General features: G+C 68.6%; 24 protein-coding genes. 8 read left to right on the top strand and 16 right to left on the bottom strand.

Features of this window, described 5'->3' with window-relative positions:
* Positions 1–191: 191 nt before the first annotated feature.
* From QZ814_RS07420 to rph, 3 genes are all read right to left on the bottom strand, one after another.
* Positions 192–683, bottom strand: coding sequence for a transcriptional regulator (locus tag QZ814_RS07420; RefSeq protein ID WP_294330527.1), 492 nt, complete (start codon positions 681–683; stop codon positions 192–194).
* Positions 684–792: 109 nt separating this feature from the next.
* Positions 793–1,464 (bottom strand): RdgB/HAM1 family non-canonical purine NTP pyrophosphatase, encoded by a 672-nt coding sequence (gene rdgB / locus QZ814_RS07415; RefSeq protein WP_294330525.1) that lies wholly within the window; start codon positions 1,462–1,464, stop codon positions 793–795.
* Positions 1,461–2,174, bottom strand: a complete 714-nt coding sequence (gene rph, locus QZ814_RS07410) for a ribonuclease PH (RefSeq protein ID WP_294330523.1) — start codon at positions 2,172–2,174, stop codon at positions 1,461–1,463. The genes rdgB and rph overlap by 4 nt, the downstream gene beginning before the upstream one ends.
* 213 nt (positions 2,175–2,387) lie before the next feature.
* On the opposite strand from rph, the gene QZ814_RS07405 reads away from it, so the two are divergent.
* The 4 genes from QZ814_RS07405 (at position 2,388) to QZ814_RS07390 (ending at position 5,190) form a co-directional block, all read left to right on the top strand.
* Positions 2,388–2,840: a DUF6438 domain-containing protein gene (locus QZ814_RS07405; protein WP_294330521.1), complete on the top strand. Its 453-nt coding sequence runs from the start codon at positions 2,388–2,390 to the stop codon at positions 2,838–2,840.
* Positions 2,841–2,875: 35 nt separating this feature from the next.
* On the top strand, positions 2,876–3,919 hold the full coding sequence (gene hrcA / locus QZ814_RS07400) for a heat-inducible transcriptional repressor HrcA (protein WP_294330520.1): 1,044 nt from the start codon (positions 2,876–2,878) through the stop codon (positions 3,917–3,919).
* 15 nt (positions 3,920–3,934) lie between these two features.
* The gene (gene grpE, locus QZ814_RS07395) at positions 3,935–4,492 is read left to right on the top strand and encodes a nucleotide exchange factor GrpE (protein ID WP_294330518.1); all 558 of its coding nucleotides are present in this window, start codon (positions 3,935–3,937) and stop codon (positions 4,490–4,492) included.
* Between the two features lie 254 nt (positions 4,493–4,746).
* Positions 4,747–5,190 carry a DUF1003 domain-containing protein gene (locus QZ814_RS07390; protein ID WP_294330516.1) on the top strand — a complete coding sequence of 148 codons (444 nt, stop codon included), beginning with the start codon at positions 4,747–4,749 and terminating at the stop codon, positions 5,188–5,190.
* On the opposite strand, the gene QZ814_RS07385 is transcribed toward QZ814_RS07390, so the two are convergent.
* From QZ814_RS07385 to uvrA, 8 genes are all read right to left on the bottom strand, one after another.
* Positions 5,191–5,388: a hypothetical protein gene (locus QZ814_RS07385; protein WP_121074401.1), complete on the bottom strand. Its 198-nt coding sequence runs from the start codon at positions 5,386–5,388 to the stop codon at positions 5,191–5,193. It abuts the gene before it with no gap.
* Positions 5,389–5,463: 75 nt separating this feature from the next.
* Positions 5,464–5,676: a cold-shock protein gene (locus QZ814_RS07380; RefSeq protein WP_010544313.1), complete on the bottom strand. Its 213-nt coding sequence runs from the start codon at positions 5,674–5,676 to the stop codon at positions 5,464–5,466.
* Between the two features lie 188 nt (positions 5,677–5,864).
* Entirely contained in the window at positions 5,865–6,821 is a 957-nt protein-coding gene (locus QZ814_RS07375) for a right-handed parallel beta-helix repeat-containing protein (protein WP_294330513.1), read from the bottom strand.
* A gap of 205 nt (positions 6,822–7,026) precedes the next feature.
* Positions 7,027–8,361: a hypothetical protein gene (locus QZ814_RS07370; RefSeq protein WP_294330512.1), complete on the bottom strand. Its 1,335-nt coding sequence runs from the start codon at positions 8,359–8,361 to the stop codon at positions 7,027–7,029.
* 254 nt (positions 8,362–8,615) lie between these two features.
* Complete coding sequence (locus QZ814_RS19190; RefSeq protein WP_365898298.1) at positions 8,616–8,834, bottom strand: hypothetical protein; 219 nt, start codon at positions 8,832–8,834, stop codon at positions 8,616–8,618.
* A gap of 183 nt (positions 8,835–9,017) precedes the next feature.
* Positions 9,018–9,200 (bottom strand): stability determinant, encoded by a 183-nt coding sequence (locus tag QZ814_RS07360; protein ID WP_294330511.1) that lies wholly within the window; start codon positions 9,198–9,200, stop codon positions 9,018–9,020.
* Between the two features lie 451 nt (positions 9,201–9,651).
* Positions 9,652–10,752: a hypothetical protein gene (locus tag QZ814_RS07355; RefSeq protein ID WP_294330510.1), complete on the bottom strand. Its 1,101-nt coding sequence runs from the start codon at positions 10,750–10,752 to the stop codon at positions 9,652–9,654.
* Positions 10,753–10,789: 37 nt separating this feature from the next.
* On the bottom strand, positions 10,790–13,786 hold the full coding sequence (gene uvrA / locus QZ814_RS07350; protein WP_294330509.1) for an excinuclease ABC subunit UvrA: 2,997 nt from the start codon (positions 13,784–13,786) through the stop codon (positions 10,790–10,792).
* A 242-nt stretch (positions 13,787–14,028) separates the two neighbouring features.
* Here uvrA and QZ814_RS07345 point away from each other — a divergent pair, with 242 nt between their 5' ends.
* Positions 14,029–14,256 (top strand): hypothetical protein, encoded by a 228-nt coding sequence (locus QZ814_RS07345; RefSeq protein ID WP_294330508.1) that lies wholly within the window; start codon positions 14,029–14,031, stop codon positions 14,254–14,256.
* 185 nt (positions 14,257–14,441) lie between these two features.
* On the opposite strand, the gene QZ814_RS07340 is transcribed toward QZ814_RS07345, so the two are convergent.
* The 3 genes from QZ814_RS07340 to QZ814_RS07330 all read right to left on the bottom strand — a co-directional run bounded on the left by QZ814_RS07340 (position 14,442) and on the right by QZ814_RS07330 (position 19,959).
* Positions 14,442–15,818, bottom strand: a complete 1,377-nt coding sequence (locus QZ814_RS07340; RefSeq protein ID WP_294330507.1) for a globin-coupled sensor protein — start codon at positions 15,816–15,818, stop codon at positions 14,442–14,444.
* Positions 15,819–15,943: 125 nt separating this feature from the next.
* Positions 15,944–17,257, bottom strand: coding sequence for a surface lipoprotein assembly modifier (locus QZ814_RS07335; protein WP_294330506.1), 1,314 nt, complete (start codon positions 17,255–17,257; stop codon positions 15,944–15,946).
* Positions 17,254–19,959 carry a transferrin-binding protein-like solute binding protein gene (locus QZ814_RS07330; protein ID WP_294330505.1) on the bottom strand — a complete coding sequence of 902 codons (2,706 nt, stop codon included), beginning with the start codon at positions 19,957–19,959 and terminating at the stop codon, positions 17,254–17,256. The genes QZ814_RS07335 and QZ814_RS07330 overlap by 4 nt, the downstream gene beginning before the upstream one ends.
* 177 nt (positions 19,960–20,136) lie before the next feature.
* Here QZ814_RS07330 and QZ814_RS07325 point away from each other — a divergent pair, with 177 nt between their 5' ends.
* From QZ814_RS07325 to QZ814_RS07315, 3 genes are all read left to right on the top strand, one after another.
* Positions 20,137–21,690: a hypothetical protein gene (locus QZ814_RS07325; protein WP_294330504.1), complete on the top strand. Its 1,554-nt coding sequence runs from the start codon at positions 20,137–20,139 to the stop codon at positions 21,688–21,690.
* A 92-nt stretch (positions 21,691–21,782) separates the two neighbouring features.
* Complete coding sequence (locus QZ814_RS07320) at positions 21,783–22,427, top strand: response regulator (RefSeq protein ID WP_294330503.1); 645 nt, start codon at positions 21,783–21,785, stop codon at positions 22,425–22,427.
* Between the two features lie 120 nt (positions 22,428–22,547).
* Complete coding sequence (locus QZ814_RS07315; protein WP_294330502.1) at positions 22,548–22,883, top strand: response regulator; 336 nt, start codon at positions 22,548–22,550, stop codon at positions 22,881–22,883.
* Between the two features lie 43 nt (positions 22,884–22,926).
* Here QZ814_RS07315 and QZ814_RS07310 read toward each other — a convergent pair whose 3' ends face one another.
* Both QZ814_RS07310 and purL read right to left on the bottom strand, forming a co-directional pair.
* On the bottom strand, positions 22,927–24,495 hold the full coding sequence (locus tag QZ814_RS07310; protein WP_294330501.1) for a PAS domain-containing sensor histidine kinase: 1,569 nt from the start codon (positions 24,493–24,495) through the stop codon (positions 22,927–22,929).
* 248 nt (positions 24,496–24,743) lie between these two features.
* A partial coding sequence (gene purL, locus QZ814_RS07305; RefSeq protein ID WP_294330500.1) for a phosphoribosylformylglycinamidine synthase subunit PurL occupies positions 24,744–26,471 on the bottom strand: 1,728 nt, incomplete at its 5' end.

Genomic DNA, 26,471 nt, shown 5'->3' with positions numbered 1-26,471 from the left:
CGTCCGCGTAAAAATCCAATACGGATATAAAGATGCGCGAGTTTTATAGATAATGAACGAACGGGGTTCAGGGGTTGCAGCGGCGTGTGCGCATCTGCGGGATGCGATCGCGTTGCTGGACAGCGTGGGCGAAGATGCCGAAGCGGCGAATATTTCGCTCTCGCTCGAGCGTCTCGCTTCCAAATATGGAATTATGCAGCCGGCCGGTTCAGCGCGCGATCCAGGATGAGATCGAAGAAGCGTTCCAGCGCTGCCCCGGTGTCGTCGCTCAGTTCCAGATAGGTGAAGCGCCGGTCGTTCGGCAGGCTGCGCTTGTGGATCATGCCGCGCTTGGCGAGCGCGTTGATCCAGCGCAGCGCCGTCGTCGTCGGCACGCCCGCCGCCGTGCAGGCGGTGGAGGTGGAGACATCCTGCCCCTCGCACCGGCTGACATACAGGGTAAGCAGGATGTTGAAGGCCGGATCCGCGAACAGGTCGGTGGCGACTTCGCGTTCCAGCAGCGTGCGGGTCCACAACATCAGCCGGGCGAGTTCCAGCCGGTCGAACCGCCCGGCGCGCCCCGCGCGTCCGGCGGGCGCAGGTGACTCGCCCGCCAGTTGCGTGAACAGCTGCTTGATCTCGCTGAGCCGCGCGTCGACCTCCTGGAATAGTTCGGCGCTCGGCACCCCCAATTTCTCCCTCATCGTGGCGTACGCTTAGGCAGCGAATGATGTGCGATCAACATATGGATGTCGTTAGGGACGTATAAACCTTCTAGTTCCTGCGTGTCTGCAAGTTCGCATGTATATCCACTCAGAATACGGAAGCGACCAACTGGCGAAACGCATCGGCCCGGTGGCTCATCGCATGCTTGGCAACTGGATCCATTTCGCCAAACGTTTCCATTTTGCCTGTCGGCAGGAACATGGGATCATAGCCGAAGCCCTGTTTCCCACGCGGCGGCCAGACGAGGGTGCCGTGTACCCGGCCTTCGAACCATTCGACATGGCCGTCCGGCCAGGCCAGCGCCAGCGCGCAGACGAAATGCGCGGCGCGGCTGGTTTCCGGCGGCAGGGCCTCGAGCTTGTCCTGGACCCGCTGCATGGCGAGCCCGAAGTCACGCCCCTCGAACGGGGCGACCGGTTCCAGCCCGTCCATGCCGGGTGCGGCCACGCCCCAGCGCGCCGAATAGATGCCGGGCGCAAGACCTAGGGCCTCGACGCACAGTCCCGAATCGTCGGCCAGCGCGGGGAGGCCCGACAGGTCCGCCGCCTGCAGCGCCTTGAGCTCGGCATTGGCGACGAAACTGGTGCCGGTCTCCTCGGGTTCGGGCAGGTCGAGTTCGGCGGCCGAGACTGGCTCGATCCCGTAGGGACCGAGCAGCTCGCGGATCTCGCGCACCTTGCCTGCATTGTGGCTGGCGATCACCAGCCTGCCGGGGGCAAGCTTGCGGATCGCCTGGGGGGCATCGCCTTCGCCGCTCACGCGACCGCCTTCAACTGGGCGTCGAAGATGCGGGTGCAGCCGATGCGGGCGAGGCGGAGCAGGCGCAGCAGACCTTCCTCGTCATAGGTCGCGCCCTCGGCGGTGGCCTGCGCCTCGGCGATGTTGCCGTTGGCAAGCAGCACGAAGTTCGCGTCCGCATCGGCCGACGAATCCTCGGGATAGTCGAGGTCGAGCACCGGCGTGCCCTGGTAGATGCCGCAGCTCACCGCCGCGACCTGGGTGGTGATCGGATCGACGGTGATCGCGCCCTCGGCCATCAGCTTGTTGACCGCGAGCCGCAGCGCCACCCAGGCGCCCGAGATCGCCGCGGTGCGGGTGCCGCCATCGGCCTGGAGCACGTCACAGTCGAGCGTGATCTGGCGCTCGCCGAGCAGCTTGAGGTCGGTCACCGCGCGCAGCGAGCGGCCGATCAGCCGCTGGATTTCCTGGGTGCGGCCGGACTGCTTGCCCTTGGCCGCTTCGCGCTGGCCGCGGGTATGGGTGGCGCGCGGGAGCATGCCATATTCGGCGGTCACCCAGCCTTCGCCCTTGCCGCGCAGGAACGGCGGCACGCGCTCCTCGACGCTGGCGGTGACGAGCACGCGGGTGTCGCCGAAGCCGATCAGCACCGAGCCTTCGGCGTGGCGGGTGAAGTTCGGGGTGATGGTGATTTCCCGCATCTCGTCGGGGGCGCGGCCGGATGGGCGCATGCGATTCAGTCTCCCTACAGGTAGAGCCGGGCACCTAGACCCTGGCGGCGCGTTTCGCCAGTCTCGCACGAAATAGGGGAGCAATGCATGCGGGTTATGGTCGTACTTGTCGCCGCGGGCGCGATGCTCGGGGGCTGTATCCCGCAGGTCGCGGCGCCCGATCGACCCGCGCGCCCTGTCCCGGCGCCGCCGTCGCGGCCGGCACTGCCTCCGGTGGCAAGTGGGACGTCGGCCGGACCCGCGGCGCCGATCGTCCGCGGCGAGATGCTCCGCTACACGACCAGCCCCTGCTTCGGCGCCTGCCCGGTCTATACGGTGACGGTGCGGCCCGACGGCACCGGCACCTTCGAGGGCCAGCGCTTCACCGCGGTGACCGGCGCCCGCGACTTCCGCGTAACGCCCGCCCAATATGATGCCTTTCTCACCCGCCTTGCGCCCTATCGCCCGCGCAGCGGCACCGTGCGTGTCGCGCCGGGCACACCCGCGTGCGGCCAGCACGCCACCGACATGCCGAGCGTGGAGGTCCAATGGGACGGCAAGGCGGGGCACCGGGCCTTCTCCTATTATTTCGGCTGCGATCGCGCGCGGAGCCCCGGCGTGGCCGACGCGCTGGGATCGGCCCCCGATCTGCTGCCGATCGCGGCGCTGATCGGCGCGCGGCCTTGAAGCAGGGGCGCCCCACCGCCTAGATACGGGTCACCATGATCACGCCGCCGATCCACGAGCTGACCGACCGCGCGCGCGACGTGTTTCGCATCGTGGTCGAATCCTATCTCGACAGCGGCGCGCCGGTGGGGTCGCGCACCATTTCGCGCATCTCGGCGCTCAACCTGTCGCCGGCGTCGATCCGCAACGTGATGCAGGATCTGGAAGAGCTGGGCCTGCTCGCCGCGCCCCATACCAGCGCCGGCCGCATGCCCACCGAAAGCGGGCTGCGCCTCTTCGTCGACGGGATGATGCAGGCCAGCGAGCCCTCGGTAGAGGAACGCGCCGCGATCGAGGCGCGCGCCGGCATCGGCGGCCCCGTCGAGGATGCGATCGCCGAAACGACGGCGGCGCTCTCGGGCCTCTCCGCCTGCGCGGGGCTGGTGCTGGTGCCCAAGGCCGAGACCGTGCTGCGCCAGTTCGGCTTCGTACCCCTGAGCCGGGACCGCGCGCTCGCGGTGCTGGTCGGCGAGGACGGATCGGTCGAGAACCGGGTGGTCGAGCTGCCGGGCGGGGTCGATCCGATGTCGCTTCAGCGCGCTGCCAATTACATGAGCGCGACGCTCGCCGGGCTGACGCTCGCCGAGGCCCGCGCCCGGATCGACCGCGAGCTGCGCCAGCAACAGGCCGCACTCGATGCCGCCTCCGCCGATCTGGTCGAGCGCGGGCTTGCCGTGTGGAGCGAGGACGGCGGGCGTCGCCCCGTGCTGATCGTCCGCGGCCAGGCTCGGCTGATCGACACCGGCGCGACCGAGGATCTCGACCGCGTCCGCCAGCTGCTCGACGAACTGGAGGGCAAGGAGGAAATAGCCCGGCTGCTCGACAGCGCCCGCGAGGGCGAGGCGGCGCGGATCTTCATCGGCTCCGAGAACAAGCTGTTCGCATTGTCCGGCTCGTCGGTGATCGCCAAGCCGGTGCGCGCGCTCGACGGTCGCGTCGTCGGCGTCGTCGGGGTGATCGGCCCCACCCGGTTGAACTATGCCCGCGTCGTGCCCATGGTGGATTTCACGGCGGCCACACTGGCCCGTTTGCTGGCCTGAAGAAAACAGGGAACCATGTCCGAGAACATCGAAAATACCGAACCGACCCAGGGCGAAACGCTTCGGGAGGAAACCGCGGAAGCCGCACCCGAAGTGGCGGAGCACGACCGTGTCGCCGAGCTGGAGGCGCAGCTGGCCGAGGCCAGGCAGGCGCATCTCTACGTCCAGGCCGACATGCAGAATCTCCGCCGCCGCACCGAGAAGGAAGTGGCGGATGCGCGCGCCTATGCCGCGACCAGCTTCGCCCGCGACATCCTGTCGGTGGCGGACAATCTCGGTCGCGCGCTGCAGGCGATCCCCGCCGAGCTGCGCGACGACGAGAAGATGAAGGGCCTGGTCGTCGGGCTCGAAGCCACCGGCCGCGAACTGGAGGCGGTGTTCGGCCGCCACGGCATCTCCAAGGTGGCGTCCCTGGGCGAGGCGCTCGACCCGAACAAGCACCAGGCGATGATGGAAATGCCGGTGGCCGACAAGGAGCCCGGCACCGTGGTGCAGGAAATCCAGTCCGGCTACATGATCAAGGATCGGCTGCTTCGCCCCGCGCTGGTCGCGGTCGCCAAGAAGCCCGACTGACCGAGCGCTGCCCCGCGCCGCCGGGCGCGGGGCAGCGGGTGCCGCGTTGCGGCACTCTGCAGTCTGGCCACCCGGTTGACATGGGTAGAGGCCGCGCTTCCGTGCGGCTGTTTCGTAACGGATCCGAGAAGGAACCATGCCCAGTAACGATCACAGTAGACCGACCGCGCCTGTCCGGGCCGCCGCGCTGATCTGATCCTACTGGTCACCTCACGCGCCGGCCCGGACGGGCCGGTCGGCAGTGAGGTGTATCCATGAATGCAGCCATTCGCTTCCTGTACGACCTGCGCCGGATCGGTGCGTCGCGGGATCTCAACACGGTGTTCGACGAACGCCTGACCTTCGGCGAGCGGCTCGCCGATCGGGTCGCGGCGGTCGGCGGCTCCTGGGGGTTCATCCTCGGCTTCGGCCTGTTCCTCGCCGTCTGGGCGGTGCTGAATACGGTCGTGCTCGCGGCGCGGGCGTTCGACCCGTTCCCCTTCATCTTCCTCAACCTGATGCTGTCGATGCTCGCGGCGTTGCAGGCCCCGATCATCATGATGAGCCAGAACCGCCAGGCCGCCAAGGACCGGCTCGAGGCGCGGCTGGACTATGAGACCAACCTGCGCGCCGAGGCGCAGATCGAGGAACTGCACGCCAAGATCGACGCGCTTCACGCCGACATCGCGCGGATGCTCGCGGCGCGGACGCCGCGCTGATCAGAAGGCGACGGCGCGCGCTTCCTTCTCGGCCTCGTTGAGCGCGCGCTGGGTGGCGACGCGTTCGGCGCGGACCGCCATCGCTTCCCAGGCGGCCTGCGAGCGGAGATGGCGTTCGCGGACATTGTCGAGATCGCAGCCGGCGGCGGCATTGCCGGCCTCGTCGGCGCGGGCGCGGAACAGTTCGATTTCGGTCATCGGCGCGGTCTCCCGGGGCAAGAGGAACATGCGAAAACGGCGGCCCCCGAGGGAGCCGCCGTCTTGATCTTCAGGTCAGTCTGCCGCCTGGAGATTGACCGCCGCCATCTTGCCGCGGCGATCCTGTTCCAGTTCGTAGGTCACGCGCTGGTTCTGCTGCAGCGTGATCATGCCGGCGCGCTCCACCGCGGTGATGTGGACGAAGGCGTCGTTGCCGCCGGTGTCCGGAGCGATGAAGCCATAGCCCTTGTCGGCGTTGAAGAACTTGACGGTGCCAGTGATGCTCATGAACGTTTTCCTTGCATTGTCGGCGCGCCCCGTGCGGGCGGACCTCGCGCTTCAGGGGCAGAAAAGGAAGGAAAACGGAGCCGCAAAGCGCCAGAGACCAACGATTTGCGACTTCAGCACCCCCTATGTGGACCCTGGCGCGCGCTTATGCAATGGCGGCCCCGCCGAATGCGACGGGGCGCGCCGCCTCAGCGGTTGCCCGCCGGGACCCCTTCCTTGCCGGCGATCACGTACATCGGGGCGACATTGCCGCTCAGCACCGCCGCGCCGACGGTGCGGATCCACGACCGATAGGTGGGCCCCGCCGTCACCGTGTTGTTGCGGATCGTCACCCCGCGCCCCTGGCCGCCGATATAGATCGCATGCCACATCAGGTTCGTCATGACGTTGCCGGTGATCTGGATATTGTCGAACCCGCCCACGTTCGCCTCGTCGCCGAAGAAGATGCCCTGATATTCATGGCCCGGCGCGCCGAAGAACTTGTTGTTGGTGATCTGCATGTTCTTGCAGCCCGTCTTCTTGCCCGAGGTCCAGCACTGGATGCCGTCCGGATGCGCGTCCGGCGCGGTATCGAACAGGAACATCGAATTATTGTCGATCCGGCCGCTGCGGGTGCCCGGGATGTTCATCGCGTCGCGGCTGATATAGCTGAAGAAGCTGTTCTCGACCGTGTAGCTGTCGCTGTCGTCGAGGGTCAGCGCGACGCAGAGATCGTGGAACGACACCCCGCTGATCCGCACATTGGACGAGTTGCGGATATACATGCCGTACATGTCGTCCGCCCAGTTGGCGTTGGCCGGGCCGTGCACATAGCCGCCGACGAACGCGACATTGGCCGAACTGTGGACTTCCACCATCTTCGCCCACACCGGATCGCTGCCGCGCACGCGGGTGATGTCGATGTCCTTGAAGGTGAGGTTGCGGACCGAGGCCATCTGCAGCGTGCTGAACGTCGCGGGCGTCGCGGCATTGGCACTCTGGATCGTCACCGGGCTGGTGAAGTTGCGCCCGGCAATGGCGATCTTGCCGTAATTCCCCTTGGCTAGCTGGATGACCTCGCCCCCACGCGCGCGCGCGATCGCGGCGTCCAGCTGTGCTTTTGTGCTGACGGTAATGGCCGACAGCATGGCAAGCGTCGCAATCACGATATTGTTCTCCAAAAATGCGGTGACCCGAGGAACTAAACTCCTTTTAGGGACGCCATAGCGTCGGGCAGGGCTTTTTATGCTGCACTGCGGCCGAGCGTTTTCCGAACAAGACGAGTGACTTGTGCGGGTTTTCGGGGTCCGCGGCGTCGCCGACGAAGCGTGCGATATGCGGGTCCGGCGGCAGCCGGGCGGTCCGGCGGCCCTAGGATGCCGGCCCGCCCGCCGCGGCGGACCCACCGCCGCCGCCGCGCGCCGTGCGCCCGGCCGATCGCGCCGGTGCCGACCGCGGCGTCCGCCGGACACCGCGCGGGCCGCCGTCGCTCGACACGCCCGCCACCGCCGCCGCGGGCAGGGACCGGCCGGGATCCGCCGGGCCCCTGATCGCGGCCGTCCAGCCGATCGCGCCGCGGCCGTCCCCGCCGGCCACCGCCGCGACCTCGGCCGGGTCGAGATCGTCGGCGTCGCCATAGACGTCGACCACCTCGAACGTGTCGGCGAAGAAGGCGTCGCGCGCCTGCGCGGCCTCGGCCCGGCGGGCGGCGAGCGCGGCACGGCGCGGGGCGTCGAGCACCTCGGCCTCCTCCGGCGAGAGTTCGCGCGCATAGTGCGGCGTGCCGTATTCCCCCGCTTCCTCGCCGCAAAAGCCGTCGGGCGGCGGGAAGCTGGTGCGCCATGCATCATGGGTGCTGCTCCACCACACCGGATCGCCGTCCGGATTGTCGGGGTGGCGAAGTTCACGAAGTTTAGGCGCCTGCACGGGGTCGGGCGGCGGCGGGGGCGGGGCGAGCGCGACCAGCCCCGCCGCCTCGGCACGGGCCCATTGGTCGGCGGTCCAGTCCGCCCGTTGCGCCGGATCGAGATCGGCGACGCTTTGCCCGGCGCCCGCCGCGTCGCGGGTGCGCAGCCAGGCATCGGCGCGGGCGAGCGCGCGGATCGCGCCGAGCTCGTCGGCGGCATCCTCGTCCGCCGACCGCCGCGCGAGGAACAGCCCGGCACGCGCCGCGCCGCCGTCGCGGGCGATCACGTCGAGAAACGGCTCGAACTCGGCGGCGACCAGCCGGGCGGCGGCATGGTCGGCGGGGCCGGTGGCGGACTCGGCCAGCCGATCGAGCCGGGCGAGCAGCTGCATCGCCAGCCGATTGTCATGGCGTTCGCGGGTGAGGGTGGCGCCGTCGGGCCGGGTGATCGTCTCCACCGTGCCGTGGAGCGCGCGTTCGAGCAGCGCGTCGGCGAGCCGCTCGCGGGCGAGCAGCAGCGCCGCCTGCCAGCCGAGCGCGAACGCCGCCCCGCGCGCCGAGCGGCGCAGCACATAGGCCGAGGTGACCGACATGCCGAGCGCGGCGCAGCTGTTGGTGACGCTGTGCCCTTCGGCGAGCATGCGCAGGAACTGCTCCTGCCGCGCCGGCGTCCAGCCATCGTGGCGGCCGGCGGCGAGGGCGGGGGTGGTGCCGGGGGTGCCGGGGGGCGGGGCGGTGCGGGGGGTGTCGCGATCGGCGTCGGCGGGCGCGGGCGGGAGGATATCGGCGGATGCGGGCATCGTGCGTCTCCTGGAAGGCCAAGGCGACCTGCCAGATATGCCGGAACGGGGGCTGTAGGACAGCGATTTGTTACTGGTTTGTTCTGTTGGGCGACCCGGTGCCCCCTATATCCTCCCCCGCCAGGGGGAGGTGGCGCGCGACGCGCAACGGAGGGGGAGGATGCCAGACCCTCTCGGCCGCCGTGGATCCTCCCCCTCCGTCAGGCCTTCGGCCTGCCACCTCCCCCTGGCGGGGGAGGACAGGTGCGGGCCGCTCAGCGCGGCCGGTGGGTGGTGCCGATGCCGGGAGTGATGAAGATCGCGGTACAGGTTGCGCCCGGCGCGACATCGGCGGTGTGCCACGTCCCCGGCGGGTTGATCGCATAGTCGCCCGGGGCGAGCGTCACGCTCCCGGTGCTGCCGTCGGCATGTTCCTGGTGGAGCGTGCAGGCGCCCTGGATGCAGATCACGCGTTCCGCGCCGTGCGGGTGCATCTCCCACGAGTCCTAGCGTTCCGAAAGGGCGAACTGCGAGACCAGCCGGCCCTCCTGCCCGTCCGCGGCATGGCGGAAGGGTTAGGCCTCGAACCAGTCGGGGCCGGTGAAGTCGGGCTCGACGCTGGCGCTGGCGGCGCGGCCGAGATGGGCGGGGTTGGTGGGGAGGTGGGGCATGGGGCCTCAGTCCTGCGGCTTTTCGTGTCGGTCGAGGATTGCCTGCACCCGCGCCATGACGACTTCGTGCGGGATGCTGGGTCGGGGGTCGGCGAGCGCCTTCTCGATCTTGGCGCGGAACCACGCGTCATAGGCTTCGGCCGCTTCGGTCGATTCGAACTCGGACTCGATGGGCGGGAGCTTGGCCACATTGGGGAATATAGCGCAGAAGCGGGGGCGGCAGAAGGGTTTTGCGCGCGGAGGCGCGGAGAAGGGAAGGCGCGAAGGGATCGTGCAAGCGGTGTGGCCCTGCGCAACAGCCTGTCATCCCGGCGAAAGCCGGGATCCATTGGGGGCTCCGTAGCAGCGCTTGCTAAGACCGAGAGGCGACTGGATCCCGGCTTTCGCCGGGATGACGGCTGGTGGAGGGGGGAGTCCTCGCCGTGACCGTCGCATCAGGGGGTGCGCACCACCGCATGGTCTACGGCACGCGCGGCATAGGCGAGGTGGGCGCGGGCGTTTTCGCTGACGCCATCGGCCAGCGCACCTAGTACGTCACTGACATGCATCCCGTTGCCAGCGAAGATCGGCTGGCCCTCCAAAGATTTAAGAATGAATGGTAGCGTATTTTGGTCGCTCTAAAAGGCTGGCGCACAAATGCTCATAGCTTGGTACGTTCATCTGTCTTTCTGCGTCTTTGTTGAGCGTCATTTCTATAAAATTCAGAAACATTTACAGAAAATTGTTCTTCGCAATACGTGAAATTCTCGTAAAAAATCTTTGGATCTTCGGGGAAGTGACTGACTATATTACTCTCCCGAACATATATACAAGTAATAGCACTAGCTAATCCATTGAACGGGTCGAAATTATCCAAACTGGTTCGAAAATCTTGCCCGTATGTAAAGGGTGACCCTACAATAGCTCGCTGCGCAGTTTTTAGCCCGTAATTCGTTACGGAAATTCCCAAAAATCCTTCGACGTAAAATCTTTTTACTATGAAAATAGGTTTAAACCCTATGATAGGAAAGATTTCTTCGTCGAATACAACATAAAGATGTATTCCGCCCTTTTGAAAATTTCCATTATCATCTATAGAAAGCGTTTCTAGGAACGCCCCTGTTTGAACATGGTTGTACTGCCCGTTCAGTACGGAAAATTGAAGCAGGCTATCCATAAGTCGTTGGCGAACAACGGAATCGGAAAATTCTTTTGTTACGAGACCTTTTTCGTACTTTTCTAGGGCAAGTGCAGGATCTAAATTTTGCAAAATATCATAAGTTCTATGATAGAATTCACCACTTCCCGAACCGCCGTAAAAAACATTTCCAAAAGATGGAACGTGAAAATTGGACGCGTTCAAAGAGCAAATAACAGTGGCGGGAAAATTATAAGAGGTCCAAATTAGTACTTGTAGCTCTTGTGATGAAAAACTTAACAACAGTTTGTTTAGTTTTTCTATGTCATTGGCATCGCCGCTCAGCACCATTTCGCGAAGGGCTGAGTCGAATGCAATTGCAGTTTTCAGTAATCCTGCCCAAATATACGCTACTTTATCGTCCACTATGACAAGCTTCTGGCACAAGCTGCAAGGAACGTATTGAGGTTCTTCTCTTTCGGTTGTTGGGGAGGCAAACATACCAAGTGCAGGAATTTCGAGTGAGATATCGGGGCCAACGCGATTTGTTAGCAGAATATCCGCGTGCGCAGTCAGAAGCCCACCGTTATCGTAAAACATCCATCCAGTCATGTCGCGTTTCACCAGTTATCCCGCCGAAAGGTGCTGCGCTCCTCGTTCCTCACTCCGCCGCCACCTTCGCCGCCTTCGCCTTTCGCGGCTTGAGCAACGGCGCCAGATACCGCCCGGTATAGCTGCCCGCCACCTTCGCCACCTGCTCCGGCGTGCCTTCGGCGACGATCTCGCCGCCCTTCACGCCGCCTTCGGGGCCCAGGTCGAGGATCCAGTCGGCGGTCTTGATGACGTCGAGATTGTGCTCGATCACCACCACCGTGTTGCCCTGTTCCACCAGCGCGTGGAGCACTTCCAGGAGCTTGCGCACATCCTCGAAGTGCAGGCCCGTGGTGGGTTCGTCGAGGATGTACAGCGTCTGCCCGGTGGCGCGGCGCGCCAGCTCCTTGGCGAGCTTCACCCGCTGCGCCTCGCCGCCCGACAGCGTCGTCGCCTGCTGGCCGACCTTGACATAGCCGAGACCCACTTCGGCGAGCATCGCCATGCGGTCGCGGATCGGCGGCACGGCCTTGAAGAACTCGACCGCGTCTTCCACCGTCATGTCGAGCACGTCGGCGATCGACTTGCCCTTGAACTTCACCTCCAGCGTCTCGCGATTGTAGCGCGCGCCGTGGCACACGTCGCAGGTGACATAGACGTCGGGGAGGAAGTGCATCTCGATCTTGAGCACGCCGTCGCCCTGGCAGGCCTCGCACCGGCCGCCCTTGACGTTGAAGCTGAACCGGCCGGGCTTGTAGCCGCGCGCCTGCGCCTCGGGGAGGCCGGCGAACCAGTCGCGGATGTTGGTGAAGGCGCCGGTATAGGTCGCCGGGTTCGAGCGGGGGGTGCGGCCGATCGGCGACTGGTCGATGTCGATCACCTTGTCGCAATGTTCGAGCCCGGTGATCCTGTCGTGCTTGCCGGCGAGCAGGCGGGCGCCGTTGAGCTGGCGCGCGGCGGCGGCGTAGAGCGTGTCGAGCGTGAAGCTGGACTTGCCCGAGCCCGAGACGCCGGTGATGCAGGTGAAGGTGCCGAGCGGGATGCTCGCCGTCACGCCCTTCAGGTTGTTGGCGGTGGCGTTGTGCACCGTGATCTTCTTGCCGTTGCCCTTGCGGCGCTTGAGCGGCACGGCGACCTCGCGGGTGCCGTTGAGATAATCGGCGGTGACGCTGCCTTCGGTGGCCAGTACCTCCTCGAGCGTGCCCTTGGCGACGATCTCGCCGCCATGGACGCCGGCGCCCGGCCCCATGTCGATCACATAGTCGGCGGTGCGGATCGCATCCTCGTCATGCTCGACGACGAGCACGGTGTTGCCGAGGTCGCGCAGCCGCTTGAGGGTGGCGAGCAGCATGTCGTTGTCGCGCTGGTGCAGGCCGATCGAGGGCTCGTCGAGCACGTAGAGCACGCCCGACAGGCCGCTGCCGATCTGGCTGGCGAGGCGGATGCGCTGGCTCTCGCCGCCCGAGAGCGTGCCCGAGGTGCGATCGAGGTTGAGGTAATCGAGCCCGACATTGTTGAGGAAGCCGAGCCGCTCGTCGATTTCCTTGAGGATCGCGCGGGCGATCTCGCGCTGCTGGGGGGTGAAGGTCTCGGGCAGGGTCTGGAAGAAGCCGAGCGCGTCGACCACCGAGAGGTGCGTTGCATAGGAAATGTCCTTGCCTGCCACCTTCACCGCCAGCGCCTCGGGCTTGAGGCGGGCGCCGCCGCAGACCTCGCAGGGGTGGCTGGCCTGGTACTTGCCCAGCTCCTCGCGCATCCAGGCGCTTTCGGTCTGCAGCATGCGGCGGTTGAGGTTGCCGATCACGCCTTCGAACGGCTTCTTGACGTCGTAGCTCTTGCGGCCGTCGACAAAGGTGAGGGTGACCGCCTTGCCGCCGGTGCCGTGAAGGATGATCAGCTTCACCTCGCCGGGCAGGTCCTTCCACGGCGTATCGAGGCTGAAGCCGAACTCGCGGGCGAGGCTGCCCAGCACCTGCATGTAATAGGGCGAGGGCGGGTTGGACTTGGCCCAGGGCACCACCGCGCCCTTCTTGATGCTGAGATCATGGTTGGGGACGACGAGGTCCTCGTCGAACTCGAGCTTCTCGCCGAGGCCGTCGCACGCCGGGCAGGCGCCCTGGGGGGCGTTGAACGAGAACAGCCGCGGCTCGATCTCGGGGATGGTGAAGCCGGAGACCGGGCAGGCGAACTTCTCGGAGAAGACGATGCGGTTGTCGGGGATGCCGGTGTTCTTCATCCCCTTCTTCGCCTTGGGCGCCTCGCTTTCAGCGGCGGGAGCGTCCCCTTCCACTCGGAACGCCTGGGGCGCCTCGCGCACCGCATTGCCCTGCAGCGCCTCGACCGTGGTATCCACCAGGTCGACATAGGCCAGCCCCTCGGCCAGCTTGAGCGCGGTCTCGAAGCTTTCGGCCAGCCGCGTGCCGATATCGTCGCGCACCACCAGGCGGTCGACCACCACCTCGATGTCGTGCTTGAACTTCTTGTCGAGCGCCGGGGCTTCCTCGATCAGGTACATCTCGCCGTCGATGCGGACGCGGCTGAAGCCGGCCTTCTGCCATTCGGCGAGCTCCTTGCGATACTCGCCCTTGCGCCCGCGCACCACGGGGGCGAGCAGCAGCAGCCGCGTCCCCTCGGGCAGCGCCAGCACGCGGTCGACCATCTGGCTCACCGTCTGCGCGGCGATCGGCAGGCCGGTGGCGGGCGAATAGGGCACGCCCACGCGGGCCCACAGGAGCCGCATGTAATCGTAGATCTCGGTAACCGTCGCCACGGTCGAGCGCGGGTTGCGGCTGGTGGTCTTCTGCTCGATCGAGATGGCGGGCGAGAGGCCCTCGATATGCTCGACATTGGGCTTCTGCATCAGCTCGAGGAACTGGCGCGCATAGGCGGAGAGCGACTCGACATAGCGGCGCTGCCCCTCGGCATAGATGGTGTCGAACGCGAGGCTCGACTTGCCCGAACCCGACAGCCCGGTGATCACCGTCAGCGTGTCGCGGGGAATGTCGATGTCGACGCCCTTGAGATTATGCTCGCGCGCGCCGCGGACGGAGATCGTGGTGAGTGCCATAGGGGAGGGTTCTAGCTTTGTTCTGAATGGTTTTCCAGAGCCGGAGATAGGAAGCGCCGAGGCGATCCGCCACCTGCCTCTTCCGCCATGGGCCTGTGGCGGTTCGGCGTGTTCCAGGATCGACCGGACTGGGGGCCGGATCACGCCCGCGCCGCGCCGGATCGGCCACCGCCTGTTCGACATCATCCTGTCGGTGTGCGCGATCAGCATCTCGATCATCTCGCTGTTCGTCGCGATCGAGCATGGCCGGACCCAGTGCGATCTGCTCGCCGCGATCGCCGGTTATCGAGACGCTGGCGCACGGCCTGTGCGATCTGCGCTTCCGCGCCTGCCATTGCTCGGTGGTCGATCCGTGGTTCGTCGGCGATCTGTGGACCACCCGCACGCAGGAAGTGCGGCAATGCCCGGCCCCGCGCATCGATTCGATCCCAACGGCGGCGGACCCGCGCAGGATCCTTACGGGGACGTGATCGGCGTCACGCGCGCCTGGCTGCGCGGCATGGCAGGAGAGACGCAGCGCCGGAACTGCCCAGCGGTCCTCGGCGCGACAGGTCTCCCATGGTGCCGCATTCGGGGGAATGTGGCATCAGCTCGGGCGAGCATGTTCAGACCGGGGGGGCTGGACATGCTCGCCCGCTCCCTGTGCGGCAACCGGCTAGGCCGCCATCATGCCCAGCGCCTTTACCGTAGCCCGTGCACCGCTGCTCGGACCCGCGCGGCCGGCTTCGTTGAACCCGCTGGCCTGGCGGGCGAGCCGGTCGACCTCGCGGGCCAGGTTCTGCGCGGCGGCCGAGGTTTCCTCCACCATCGCGGCGTTCTGCTGGGTCGCCCGGTCCATCTCGCCGATCGTCGCCGAGACCTCGGTGATCGCACCGGCCTGGGCCTGGTTGTCGCGCGCCATCTCGCTCAGCAACTCGTTCACCGTCGCCACGTCGCCCGAGATGTTGGCGAGCGCGCCGTCGACCTTCTCGACCATGCCAACGGCGGTCACGATGTCGGCCTGGGTGGCGGTCAGCTGATCCCGTGCGCGACCGGCTTCTTCCTCCGCGCGCATCGCCAGCGCCGAGACGAGGTCCGCCACCACCGCGAAGCCGCGGCCCGCCTCGCCGGCACGGCCCGCTTCCACGGCGGCGTTCATTGCGAGCACCCGGGTCTGGAAGGCGATCTTGTCGAGACCCTCGATCACGCTGTCGATGCCCTTGGCGCTGTCCGACACGCGCTCCATCGCCGACACTGCCTGTTCGGTGATCGTGCGGCCGGTATCGACCGTCGCCTTGGCGCCGTCGGCACGTTCCACGGTCCGGCGGGCGCTGGCCGCGGTAGCCTTGAGCCGCTGGTCCATCTCCTGCACCGAGGCGGCGGTTTCGGCGAGGCTGGCGGCATTGGCTTCGGTGCGGCGGGCTAGATCGCCCGAGGCCTGGGCGATTTCCTGCGAGCCGGTCTTGATCGCGTCCACCGTCTCGTTGATCGCGACGAGCAGGCCGGCGAGCGAATTTTCGCGCTCCTGTAGGGCGTTCATCGCTTCGGCGCGGCCGGCCTGCTCCTGCTCGAAATAGATCGAGACCGACATTTCGAGGTCGATCAGCGCGGCCGTGACGATCGCGCGGAGCTGGTCAAAGCGCTTGTCGGCCTTGCGGCGGCCGAAGCGCAGGCGCGCGCCGCTGTCCAGCGCCGCGAGGCTCTCGATCATCGAATCGAGAATGATCGCGTAGGAGCCGATATACCATTGCGGGGTCAGGCCGATCTGCGCGTGGCGGGCGCCGATGCGCTTCACGCGTTCGACATAGTCTGCATCGAAGGCCGCGCCGGAGAGGTGTGCCCAATGGTCGGACTGGAGCTGCTTGGCCTTGGCGATGTGCGTGGGGCCGGAGAACATCTTCGCCGTTTCGGGGTGCGCGGCGATCTGGGTGTAGAGGCGGTCGAGCGCCGGGCCCAGGGCCTGTTGGATGGTGTCGCGCGCCGCGGAGAGGATCGCGCGCTTGTCGGCGGTATAGCCGACGAAATCCAGGCGCGTGGCGAGTTCCGGGTGCACGGGCATCTCCTCTCGTGTCTCGTCCCTCAGGACCCTTTCGTGCATTATAGGGGGGGCGACCTGCCGGCCCCCGGGCCACCATCCTGTACCTTGGGACATTCCGGGGCCGTGCCGAGCTTCCCCCCTCAGAACGCCCGGGTCAGCCCGATCGTCGCCGCCTTGCGGGTATAGTCGTAGATGCCGACGGTCGACTGGTTGCGCTCCCAGTCGAGCCGGACGATCGGGGCGAAGCCGTGGAGCTGGAGGCGCCGGAAGGTGGCGCCGAAGCCGAGGCTGTAATTCCAGTCCTTGCGGCGTTCGGGAAACAGGGACAGCCGGGCGTCGCCCTCCAGCCGGCGCAGGCCGGCGGTCGCATAGACGGTGGTGCGGCCGAATTCGTGCCAGGCGAGCAGCGTCCCCGCGCCCGAGGCGGTGGCATAGCCCGGGTCCTTCGCCGTCTGGCGGGTGGCGGAGAGGGTGAGGCTGCCGCCGGTGCGGGCGCTGAAGGCGCGCTCATAGGCGACCGCGCCGTTGAGCAGCAGGCCGTCCTGCAGAGGGTTGCCGCGATAGCTTGTGTCGGCGATCGTCGCGCTGGTGGTGAGCTGTGCCTTGGTGCCGAGCGGATGCTGCCAGTCGATCGCGGCGGTGGCGGTGCGGGCATAGGGGCTGCCGCCATACCAGCGCTGGGTGCCGCCGATCGAGGGGCGGAGGCGATCGCGGCCGAGACTCCATTCGAGGCCGACCAGCGCCGAGGCGGAGACGTCGTCGAAGCGGCCCTGGCGATAGAAATCGCCCTGGCCGGAAACGCGGGGAACCAGCGACAGGTTGGTCGCCACCGGCACGCGGGCATAGATCTGGCTGCCGATCCGCGCGCCGATTCCCGATTGCTCGCGGGCATCGCGCGAGAGCTGGAGGGGGGCGAGCACGGTGTCGAGCGTCGCGGCGTCGGTCGCGCGGTTGACGTTGCTGTCCGGCACCAGCGCGACTTCGAGGCTGGCGCCCCAGGGCTTGCGCGAGCGGAGCGCCGCGGCGAACTGGTCGATGATCTGCGCGACCTGCGGCGGCAGCCCGCCGGCCTGGGCCTGGCGCAGCTCGCGCCGTGCCGCGCCGTCGTCGCCCAGCTGGGTGAGCAGCCGGGCGAGTTCGAGGCGGACGCGCGCGGCATCGGGCTTTTCGTCGAGCAGCGCGCGGTAGGTGGTCGCCGCTTCGCGCTTGCGCCCCAGCCGCTCGAGCAGCTGGGCGAGGCGGAAGCGCGATTCGGCACGGATCTCGATGTCGGGATCCCTGGCGAGCGCGCGGTACATCGTCTCGGCATCTGCGGGCCGCCCGCCCGCCTCGGCCTTGGCTGCGAGCGCGAACAGCTCGACCGCCGAAACCTGGCGCTGCTCGGTCGTCTGGGCAAGGGCGGGGGTCGGCGCGGGCAGGGCCAGCGCCAGGGCGATCAGCATCGTCTGGGTCACTGGCCCTTCTTAGCGACCGTCGCGCCGGTGAGAACCGCCTTGTCGCCGTTCGCCAGCGTGCGCACGGCATCGAACCTGGCGCCGATCTCCTGCGCCTGGGGGCCGAAGAACCAGCCGGTGAGGCTGCCCGATCCGCCGCTTGCGCTCAGCGTGCCGGTGAAGCCGTTGGCGGAGAGGCCCGCCGCCTGGAAGCCGAAGCTGCCGAAGTCGCGGGTGCCCGCCGTGCCGGTGCCGGTGATCGCCAGGCTGCCGGTGGCGCTCGCCGCCGCGAAATCGACCGCGAAGCTGCTGCTGCCGCCCAGCGTGTAGCTGGCGCCGCCGGCGGTGCCGGTGCCGAACACCAGGCCGGTATAGCTCGCCGTGCCGGTGCGCGGCAGCTGGTCGGCGGTGGTGCGCTGGCCGAAGGGCAGGTACCAGCGCTGCGGATCGCTGCCGGCCGCGGCGTTGTTGGCGAGGTAGCTCAGCTCGGCGAAGCTCGCATAGCTGAGCGCCAGCGGGCCGCCGGCGGCATTGTAGATGCGCGCCTGCACGGTGCCGGCGGCGATCGCCTTGCGATAGACGTCGAAGCCGACATCGCTGGTGATCGCTTCGCGATCGGCGGCGGTGAGCAGGGTCAGCGTCTCGGACAGGCCGGGCAGGCCGGCGACCGCATAGCCGTTCGCCGCATCGCCCGAGAAGTCCGGCGCGGCGAGGGTGCTGCCGGCCGCGCTGCCGCTCGCCGCCTTCGCGCCGGTGAGCGTGATCGCGGCGGCCTCGCCCGCGGCGTCGGTCAGCGCGGCGCTGGCGCCGACTTCCTCGGCCGCCGGGCCGTAGAAGCGGCCGGTCAGCGCGCCATTATAGCCGGCGAACAGCGCCAGGTTGAAATTGCCCGCGAGGCTGTTGGCGCTGCTCGACAGCGTCGCCGTGCCGATGAAGGTGCCGTTGGCCGTCGTCGTCAGGTTGGTGGGGTCGGTATAGCTGGCCGTCGCGGTGCCGTTGGTGGCGATCGCGCCGGTGGCGAAGTTCGCGGTCAGCGTGCCGCTGCCGGTCAGCGCGAACGGCCCCGGCTTGCTGCCGTCGGCGACCGCGCCCGCCAGCGTCACCGCATAGCTGGCGGAGCCGGTGCGCGGCACGGCCGTGGCCGCGGTGGGCATGCCGAAGGTGAAGGCGTCGATCGTGCTGGTCGCCACGCCGTTGCTGCTGGTCGTCGTCGCCCAGCGGCCGGCGCGGACATAGCGCAGGCCGTTCAGCGCATCGAGCGTGAACTGGTCGGTCGCGCCGGCGGTCGAGCCGCTCGCCGGGAACACGCCGCTGCGTGCGCCGGCGATCACGGTGTAGCTGTCCGACGCCGCGTCGTAGCTGACGATCACCTGCTGGGCCGTGGTCGTCGCGCTGCTCAGTGCGCCGCTGGTCTCGTCGTACCCGGCGGCCAGCGTCGTCGTGTCGCCGGCGAAGATCTGGCTGGCGGTGAGGCTGGCGAGGCTGGCGTTGCCGGTCTGCGCGCCGGACTGGCGGCCGATCAGCACGCCGGCGGCGGCGCGGCCGTCGGCATTGGCGGCGGTCCACGACGCGCCGACTTCCTGGGCTCCCGGGCCGTAGAAGCGGCCGTTGAGCTGACCGGCGAGTTCGCCGCCCGAAAAGGCGAAGATGCCGGCGAACAGGTTGCTGGTCGACGCGATCTGGGCGAGGCCGGTGAAGGCGGACGTGGTGATGGTGGCGCCGGTGCTGGTCGAAACCTCGCGCACCGTGCCGCTGGTGACGATCGCGCCGGTGGCGAAATTGACCTGCAGCGTGCCGCTGCCGACCAGGCTTTCCAGCACGCCGTAGCCGAGCGAGCCGACCAGATCGACCGCATAGGCGCCGTTGCCGGTGCGCGGCAGCGATGCGTCGGGCGTCTCCACGCCATAGGCGAAGGCATTGAAGCGGAAGGCGCCGTTGCCGCTGCTGTCGAAGTCGGCGCGCTGCCAGAAGCCGGCGCCGACATATTGATAGGTCAGCGTGCCGCTGGTGCCGGGCAGGGTGAGCGACAGCGTGTACTCGCTGTTCGCGCCGGTGTGGCGATAGACGCGCAGCACCGAATTCGACTGCGCCGAATCGACGTCCGCGGGCAGGAAGGTCTCGGTGTTGACGCCGTCGCTGACCGTGTAGCCGCTGGTCGTCGCGTCATAGCGGATCGTCAGCCCGAGCGTGCTGGCGAGGCAGCCGCACGAGCGCGCGTCGGGATAGAAGGTCCCGGCAAAGCCGGCGGCGTTGTTGTCGAAGCTTTCCGTCTTGGTCAGCGACAGCAGCGACGCGTTGATCTGCGGCGATGCCGGCGTCGATGTCGGCGTCGGCGTCGGCGTCGGCGTCGGTGTGGGGGTGGGCGTCGGCGTTGGCGTCGGCGTTGGCGTCGGCGTCGGTGTGGGCGTTGGTGTGGGTGTCGGTGTCGGCGTCGGTGTCGGCGTCGGGGTGGGTGTCGGCGTTGGCGTCGGTGTCGGCGTCGGCGTCGGGGTGGGTGTCGGCGCCGGTGCCGGTGTCGGTGTGGGCGTTGGCGTCGGCGTCGGCGTCGGCGTGGGCACCGGCGTCGGGGTAGGCGTCGGGGCCGGTGTCGGGCTGGGTGCGGGGGCAGGATTGGGGCTGCCCGAGGGGCTGGAAACGCCGCTGCCGCCACCACCGCCGCCGCTGCACGCAGCGACCAGCGCGAGGAGCGAAACCATCGTCGGGAGCACGAGCGAGCGCTTCATACCAACATCCCAAAAAACGCATTAACCATCGCCGGTGGCTATGCAGGGCGGGGCAATAAGGTTTGGTTAAAGCCGCAGTCGTCCTGCCGCATTTATGAGGCGGAAATGCTTCGTCATGCTTTGTTCACCCGCGCAGGCGGATGCTCGCGGCAACAACAGAGGAACGGGGTGACGGGAATGGCGCGGTTCAATCGATATCTCGTCGGGGCAGCGGCGGGCGCGACCTTGCTCGGCGGCTGCACCGAGATCGGCTTCGCGCAGAACGCGCAGGTGGTGACGGCGGGGACGCTCGCCGACGATGCCGCCGCGCACGACGATTATCGCTGGATCGATCGCGCGCGCGCGCTGTGGGATGCGGTGGGCGACTCGCCGCCCGATTACGGCTTCGCCTTCGACGGCGGCAACCCCGTCGCCTGGGAGATGCGCGACGGCTATTGGGTGGTGGTGGAGGATCGCGCCGAGGGCGCCCGCACCTATTTCTTCGCCCCCGGCGAGCGCGGGCCGTTCCTGATCCGCGAGACCGATCGCAGCTTCGGCTATCAGGAAGGGCATGTCGCCGCGGTCTATGACGGCGGCGGCGCACTGCAGCCGCGCTATCTCGGCGCGCGCTGGCTCGACGCGGGCGAGGCGCTGTACCGGCGCGGCCGGCGCCTGCGCGACGCGCTGCTCGATCGGCAGTGGGAGCCGGTGGACACCGGCAACTGGGTCAACCTCAACCTGTTCTTCGTCGGGATCGACGAGCGCTGGGACAGCGGCTGGCGCGCGCGGAACGACAGCTTCGCCTATGCCGAGCAGCAGCGCTGGGCCGAGGAGCGGGCGCGGCGCGCGGCAATGGCGGCGATGTTCGCGCGCTGGCGCAGCGGCGGTTTCCAGGGACCGCCGCCCCCGGGGCTGGGCGGCCATTGGAACGCCCGCCCGCCGCGGCCGGGCCAGCCGCCGGTCACCGGCCAGCCTGGCCGTCCGCCGGTCCCGCCGCAGCAGCCAGGCACCGGCCGCCCGGGGCGCCCCTGGATGTGGGGTGGGGTACCTGGCAGCAATGGCGGCGTCCGCCCCAACCGGCCGTCGAACGGCGATGTGCGGCCCGGCCAGGGCCCCGGCACGGTGACGTCGCCGCCGCCGCCCGGCGCCGGCATGCCGCCGGTGAACACGACTCCCGGCTGGCAGGGCGGACGACCCGGCGATCCGGCACGCCCGCGTCCGCCGCGACCCGACGGCGATGGCGATGGCGCGCGTCCGCCGCGCCCCGACGGGAACGGCCGCCCCGGCTGGCAGGGATCGCGCCCCGACGGCGATGGTGGCCGCCCCGGCTGGTCGCGTCCCGGCGGCTGGGGCGGGGATCGTCCCGCCAGGCCCACGCCGCCCGCATCCGCGCCCTCGACGCCACCGGCAGCCGCGCCGGCCCCGGCGCAGCCCGCCCCTGCGGCGCCCGTCCGCAATCCCGGCGAGGGCCGCGGCGGCGGCTGGATGTCGCCGGGCTGGGCGCGTCCGGCCCGTCCCGATGCCGGCGGCGAGACGCCGCGGCCGAGCTTCCGTCCACCCGTCGCCCGGCCGGAAGGGAGCCCTGCGCCCGGTCGCCCGAGCTTCACGCCGCCCCCGGCGCCGCGCCCGGCACCGCCGCCGCCACCGCCCCCGGCGGCTGCCCGGCCGGCATCGCCGCCCCCCGAGCATCACCAGCCTGCGACGGTCGGCCGCGAGCGCCAGGAAGCACGGGTCGGGCCCGACAAGCGCTAGGGCCTCCCTCCAAATGGGGGAGGCGCGGTACCCCCTACCGGGCTTGGCGGTGGGCGGTGCGTCCGCCAGAGTCCGCGGGAAAGGAACCCGCCATGCCCAGTCCCGCCCCGGTGCGCGATGCGCAGCCCGTCGTCCTGGTCGTCGACGACGATCCGCTGGTGCGCGGGTCGCTCGATTCGCTGTTTCGCTCGGTGGACTTCGCGGTGCGCAACTATGGCTCGGCGCAGGAACTGCTCGACGCGGCGCTGCCCGAATCGCCCTGCTGCCTGGTCGTCGACGTGCGCATGCCGCAGATCGGCGGCTTCGAGTGCCGCGACCGGCTGGCCGAGCGCGGCATCGACCTGCCGGTGATCTTCCTCACCGGGCATGGCGACATCCCGATGTCGGTCAAGGCGATGAAGGGCGGGGCCATCGATTTCCTGACCAAGCCGTTCCGCGACCAGGACATGCTCGACGCGGTCAATGCCGGGATCGCGCGGGCGGCCGAGCGCCGCAGCGCGGCGGAAGGAACGGCGGCGCTGCGGGCGCGCTTCGCCACACTCACCGCCCGCGAGCGGCAGGTGATGGACGGCGTGGTGCGCGGCCTGCTCAACAAGCAGATCGCCGGCGACCTGGGCATTGCCGAAATCACCGTGAAACTCCACCGCGCCAGCCTGATGCGCAAGTTGGGGCTGCGCACCGTTCCCGATCTGGTGCGCGCCGCGGAGGCGCTGGCCCCTGCGCCGGTGACTGCGTAGTTCTCCGCATAAACAGGCGTATAGCTTACCGCGACGGCGCCCCGCGCCTAGCTTCCCGACAGGCAACCGGACCTCCCGGCAGCCAGGGAGCAGCCGAGCGTGCGCGATTGCCTGATAGCCGTGATCGATGACGATGCGCTGGTCCGTGACGCCGCTGCCAGCCTGATCCGGTCGTTCGGCTATCGCACGACCACCTATGCGTCCGCCGATGCCTATCTGGCGTCGGCAGAAGCGGTGGGCTGCGTGCTGACCGACCTGCAGATGCCCGGACGGTCCGGGCTGGAGCTGCGTGCGGCGCTGCGCGAACGGGGATCGCAGGTGCCGGTGATCCTGATGACCGCCTATCCCACCGACGAACTGCGCGCCCGCGCCGCCGCGCTGGGGCTCGTCGCGCTGCTCGACAAGCCGGTGGATCCGGCATTGCTGAGCGACGCCATTGCCGCTGCGCTGGGCTAAGGCGCGCCGGCGCCTGTGCGGGCGGGACCGATAGCGGGCGACATCACGCCGCCAGCGGCACCTCGATCGTGGCGAGCGCGCCGCCTTCGGGATGGTTGCTCAACCCGATCCGCCCGCCATGCAGATCGAGGATCGAGCGGCAGATCGACAGGCCGAGCCCCATGCCGCCGGGCTTGGTGGTGGCGAAGGTCTCGAACGGCTGGTCGAGCCCGGGATCGAGGCCGGGGCCATGGTCGCGCAGCGCCAGCGTCGCCTGCACCGTATCGCTGGTCAGCGTGAGGTCGATCCGCCGATCGCGGACGCCGGCATCTTCCATCGCCTGCAGCGCATTGGTGATCAGGTTGAGCAGCAGGTGCTGGAGGAGGATGCCGTCGCCGAGCACCGCCGGGTCGCCGTCGCCGGTGAAGTGGAGCCGGGTGTCGTGCGCATCCAGATCGCGTGCGGCAAGGGCGAGCGTGTCGCGCACCAGCGTGCCCAGGCCCAGCTTCACCAGCTCGCCCTGCGCGCCGCCGACGAGCGCGCGCACCCGCCGGATCACCGCATGGACGTTCGCCACCGCCTGGTGGAGCCCGGCCAGCGCGGACCGCACTTCGCCCAGATCCGGTTCCGGCCGGGCCAGCCAGCGTTCTGCGGCGTCGGCATAGCTCTGCACGGCGGAGATAGGCTGGTTGATCTCGTGCGCGATCGAGGCGGACATGGCGCCGATCGCGGCGGTGCGCTGCACCCGCTCCAGCTCGATCCGGGTGCGCTCGATCGTGCCCTCCAGCCGCTTGCGCTGGCGGATGTCGAGGATGCTGCCGGGCACGTGGGCAAGGCACGCATCGGGCCCCAGGCCGAACGCGACGAGGATGTCGATCGGCGTGCCGTCGGCGGCGATCACCTGGGTCTCGGCCTGGAACATCGGGCGCCGTTCGTCGATCGCGAGGATGCAGTCGGCAAAGCTTGCGTCGGTTTCCGGCAGGAAGTCGCCGAGGTGGCGGAAGAACGCCGCCTTGCTGGCCACGCCCATCATGTCGAGCGCGGTCCGGTTGACGTCGGTGATGCGCACCTGGCGGCGGATATCGGCGACGAAGTCGGGATGGGCGCGCAGATAGCCGGGCAGGTCGGTCACGCCGCGCGCTCTCAGCTCTGCCAGGGCGTCCGCCACGGGGCGGAAGTCATGTTCCCAGATCGCGATCGCCAGCGTGTCGGTCATGGTCTGGTAGCGGCGCTCCTCCCGCACCATGCGCGTGTCGAGCGCGGCGCGGTGGAGCAGCAGCGCGGTGGTGACCGCGTTGGCGGCGAGGCTGACCAACAGGCGGAGCGCCGAGTCGAGGCTGGGCGCGGCACCATGCGCGATCCAGAAGCTGCCCGTGGTCAGGACAGCGCATGCCAGCGACCAGCCGATCAGATTGCCGCGCGCCGCCCAGCGTCCGGCGATCAGCAGGACGAGCACGTAGAGCGTGGCGATCGCACTGTGGAAGCGGGTGAAGGTATCGGCGGCGAAGACGGCGGTGGCGAGCAGTCCGGCGGCGAGCAGGCGCAGCTGGGCGCTCCCCGGCAGCTGGCCCAGCGCCACGCCGCGCGGCCAGGCCATCGCCCCGCCGCCGACCCCATCCCCGAACCTCGACATGGGGGGCAGGATGGCGCGGAGACAGTGATGTCACCAGCCCAAGGCGAGCCGCAGGCTACCCCCCATTTGGGGGTTGTAGGGGCGGGAGAGGGGCGCGCGTCCCACTACAGACATCATTCCCGCGAAGGCGGGAATCCATTTGCCAGGACGCTGGGGATAGAGCCGTGCCACCTGCGCCAACGGATCCCCGCCTTCGCGGGGATGACGGTTGGCGGGGTGGTGCCGGGCCCCTGTCGACCCGGTACCGCTCAGACCGCCTCGGCCGATCCCATCAGCGCGGGGAAGAAGCCCTCATGCGCGGTGCGCAGGTCATCCAGGCTCACGCAGAAATCGCCTTCTTCCATCTCGAAGATGATGCGGTTGGCGATGGTGCGGCCGATCGGATCGGCGGCGAGGCCGGCCTTGTCGGCGGCGACCAGGAAGTCGGCCAGCGCCTCGTCCTTGACGGTCACCACGTACAGGCCCTGGTCCTCGCCGAACCAGCTTCCCGCCACCCCAAAGGGCTGGGGCTGGTCGAGGATCGCGCCGATGTTCGACGCCAGCGCCATCTCGGCCACCGCCACCGCAAGGCCGCCGTCCGACACGTCATGGCAGGCGGTGACCGCGCCGCCGCAGATCGCCGAGCGGATGAACGCGCCGGTGCGGCGCTCCATCATCAGGTCGACGGGCGGGGGCGGGCCTTCCTCGCGGCCGCAGATCTCGCGCAGCCAGATCGACTGGCCGAGATGGCCGCCGCGCTCGCCGACCGCGATGATCACGTCGCCGGTGCCCTTGAAGGCGATGGTGCAGTTCTTCTGCCAGTCCTTGAGCAGGCCGATCGCGCCGATCGCCGGCGTCGGCAGGATCGCCGAGCCGCCGCCGGTCGCCTTGCTCTCGTTGTAGAGGCTGACATTGCCCGAGACGATCGGGAAGTCGAGCGCGCGGCACGCCTCGCTCATGCCTTCGAGCGCGCCGACGATCTGGCCCATGATCTCGGGGCGCTGCGGGTTGGCGAAGTTGAGGCAGTTGGTCACCGCCAGCGGAGTGGCGCCCACCGCGGAGAGGTTGCGCCATGCTTCCGCGATGGCCTGCTTGCCGCCCTCGACCGGGTCCGCGAAGCAGTAGCGCGGGGTGCAGTCGGTGGTGATCGCCAAGCCCTTGTCGGTGCCGTGGACGCGGACGACCGCGGCGTCGCCGCCCGGGCGCTGCACGGTGTCGCCGCCGACCATGTGGTCATACTGCTCCCAGATCCAGCGGCGGCTGGCGATGTCCGGCGAACCCATCAGCTTGACGAGGTCCGCGGCGGGATCGGTGCATTCCGGCACGTTCTGCAGCTCGGGCTGCTTGGGCGTGGGGACGTGCGGGCGATCGTAGAGGGGGGCGTCGTCGGCGAGCGGGGCGAGCGGGATGTCGCACACCACATCGCCCTTCCACTTGAGCACCATGCGGCCGGTGTCGGTGACATGGCCGATCACCGCGAAATCAAGCTCCCACTTGCGGAAGATCGCTTCCGCGAAATCCTCGCGGCCGGGCTTGAGCACCATCAGCATGCGCTCCTGGCTTTCGGAGAGCATCATCTCGTACGGCGTCATGCCGGTTTCGCGCTGGGGCACGTCGTCCATGATCAGCTCGATGCCGACGCCGCCCTTGGACGCCATCTCGACGCTCGACGAGGTGAGGCCGGCGGCGCCCATGTCCTGGATCGCGACGATCGCGTCCGAGGCCATCAGCTCGAGGCAGGCTTCGATCAGCAGCTTCTCGGTGAACGGATCGCCGACCTGGACGGTGGGGCGCTTCTCCTCCGAATCCTCGCCGAAATCGGCGCTCGCCATGGTCGCGCCGTGGATGCCGTCGCGGCCGGTCTTCGAGCCGACATAGACGATCGGGTTGCCGACGCCCGAGGCCGCCGAATAGAAGATCTTGTCGGTATCGGCGATGCCGACGGTCATCGCGTTGACCAGGATGTTGCCGTCATAGGCCGGGTGGAAGTTCACCTC

It is taken from the genome of uncultured Sphingomonas sp. (genome assembly GCF_913777625.1).
GTDB lineage: Bacteria > Pseudomonadota > Alphaproteobacteria > Sphingomonadales > Sphingomonadaceae > Sphingomonas.
The sequence above is the reverse complement of the archived record's forward strand: the minus strand, read 5'-3'. Positions and strand labels throughout refer to the sequence as shown.

Excerpts from the sequence above, each read along its gene's own strand:
- QZ814_RS07310 (WP_294330501.1), bottom strand. The coding sequence starts at position 24,495 with ATGTCGAGGTTCGGGGATGGGGTCGGCGGCGGGGCGATGGCCTGGCCG.
- hrcA (WP_294330520.1), top strand. The coding sequence starts at position 2,876 with ATGATCACGCCGCCGATCCACGAGCTGACCGACCGCGCGCGCGACGTG.
- QZ814_RS07330 (WP_294330505.1), bottom strand. The coding sequence starts at position 19,959 with ATGAAGCGCTCGCTCGTGCTCCCGACGATGGTTTCGCTCCTCGCGCTG.
- QZ814_RS07420 (WP_294330527.1), bottom strand. The coding sequence starts at position 683 with ATGAGGGAGAAATTGGGGGTGCCGAGCGCCGAACTATTCCAGGAGGTC.
- QZ814_RS19190 (WP_365898298.1), bottom strand. The coding sequence starts at position 8,834 with ATGCACCCGCACGGCGCGGAACGCGTGATCTGCATCCAGGGCGCCTGC.
- QZ814_RS07320 (WP_294330503.1), top strand. The coding sequence starts at position 21,783 with ATGCCCAGTCCCGCCCCGGTGCGCGATGCGCAGCCCGTCGTCCTGGTC.
- grpE (WP_294330518.1), top strand. The coding sequence starts at position 3,935 with ATGTCCGAGAACATCGAAAATACCGAACCGACCCAGGGCGAAACGCTT.
- QZ814_RS07380 (WP_010544313.1), bottom strand. The coding sequence starts at position 5,676 with ATGAGCATCACTGGCACCGTCAAGTTCTTCAACGCCGACAAGGGCTAT.
- QZ814_RS07385 (WP_121074401.1), bottom strand. The coding sequence starts at position 5,388 with ATGACCGAAATCGAACTGTTCCGCGCCCGCGCCGACGAGGCCGGCAAT.
- QZ814_RS07390 (WP_294330516.1), top strand. The coding sequence starts at position 4,747 with ATGAATGCAGCCATTCGCTTCCTGTACGACCTGCGCCGGATCGGTGCG.
- uvrA (WP_294330509.1), bottom strand. The coding sequence starts at position 13,786 with ATGGCACTCACCACGATCTCCGTCCGCGGCGCGCGCGAGCATAATCTC.
- QZ814_RS07370 (WP_294330512.1), bottom strand. The coding sequence starts at position 8,361 with ATGCCCGCATCCGCCGATATCCTCCCGCCCGCGCCCGCCGACGCCGAT.
- QZ814_RS07345 (WP_294330508.1), top strand. The coding sequence starts at position 14,029 with ATGGCCGGACCCAGTGCGATCTGCTCGCCGCGATCGCCGGTTATCGAG.
- QZ814_RS07325 (WP_294330504.1), top strand. The coding sequence starts at position 20,137 with ATGGCGCGGTTCAATCGATATCTCGTCGGGGCAGCGGCGGGCGCGACC.
- rph (WP_294330523.1), bottom strand. The coding sequence starts at position 2,174 with ATGCGCCCATCCGGCCGCGCCCCCGACGAGATGCGGGAAATCACCATC.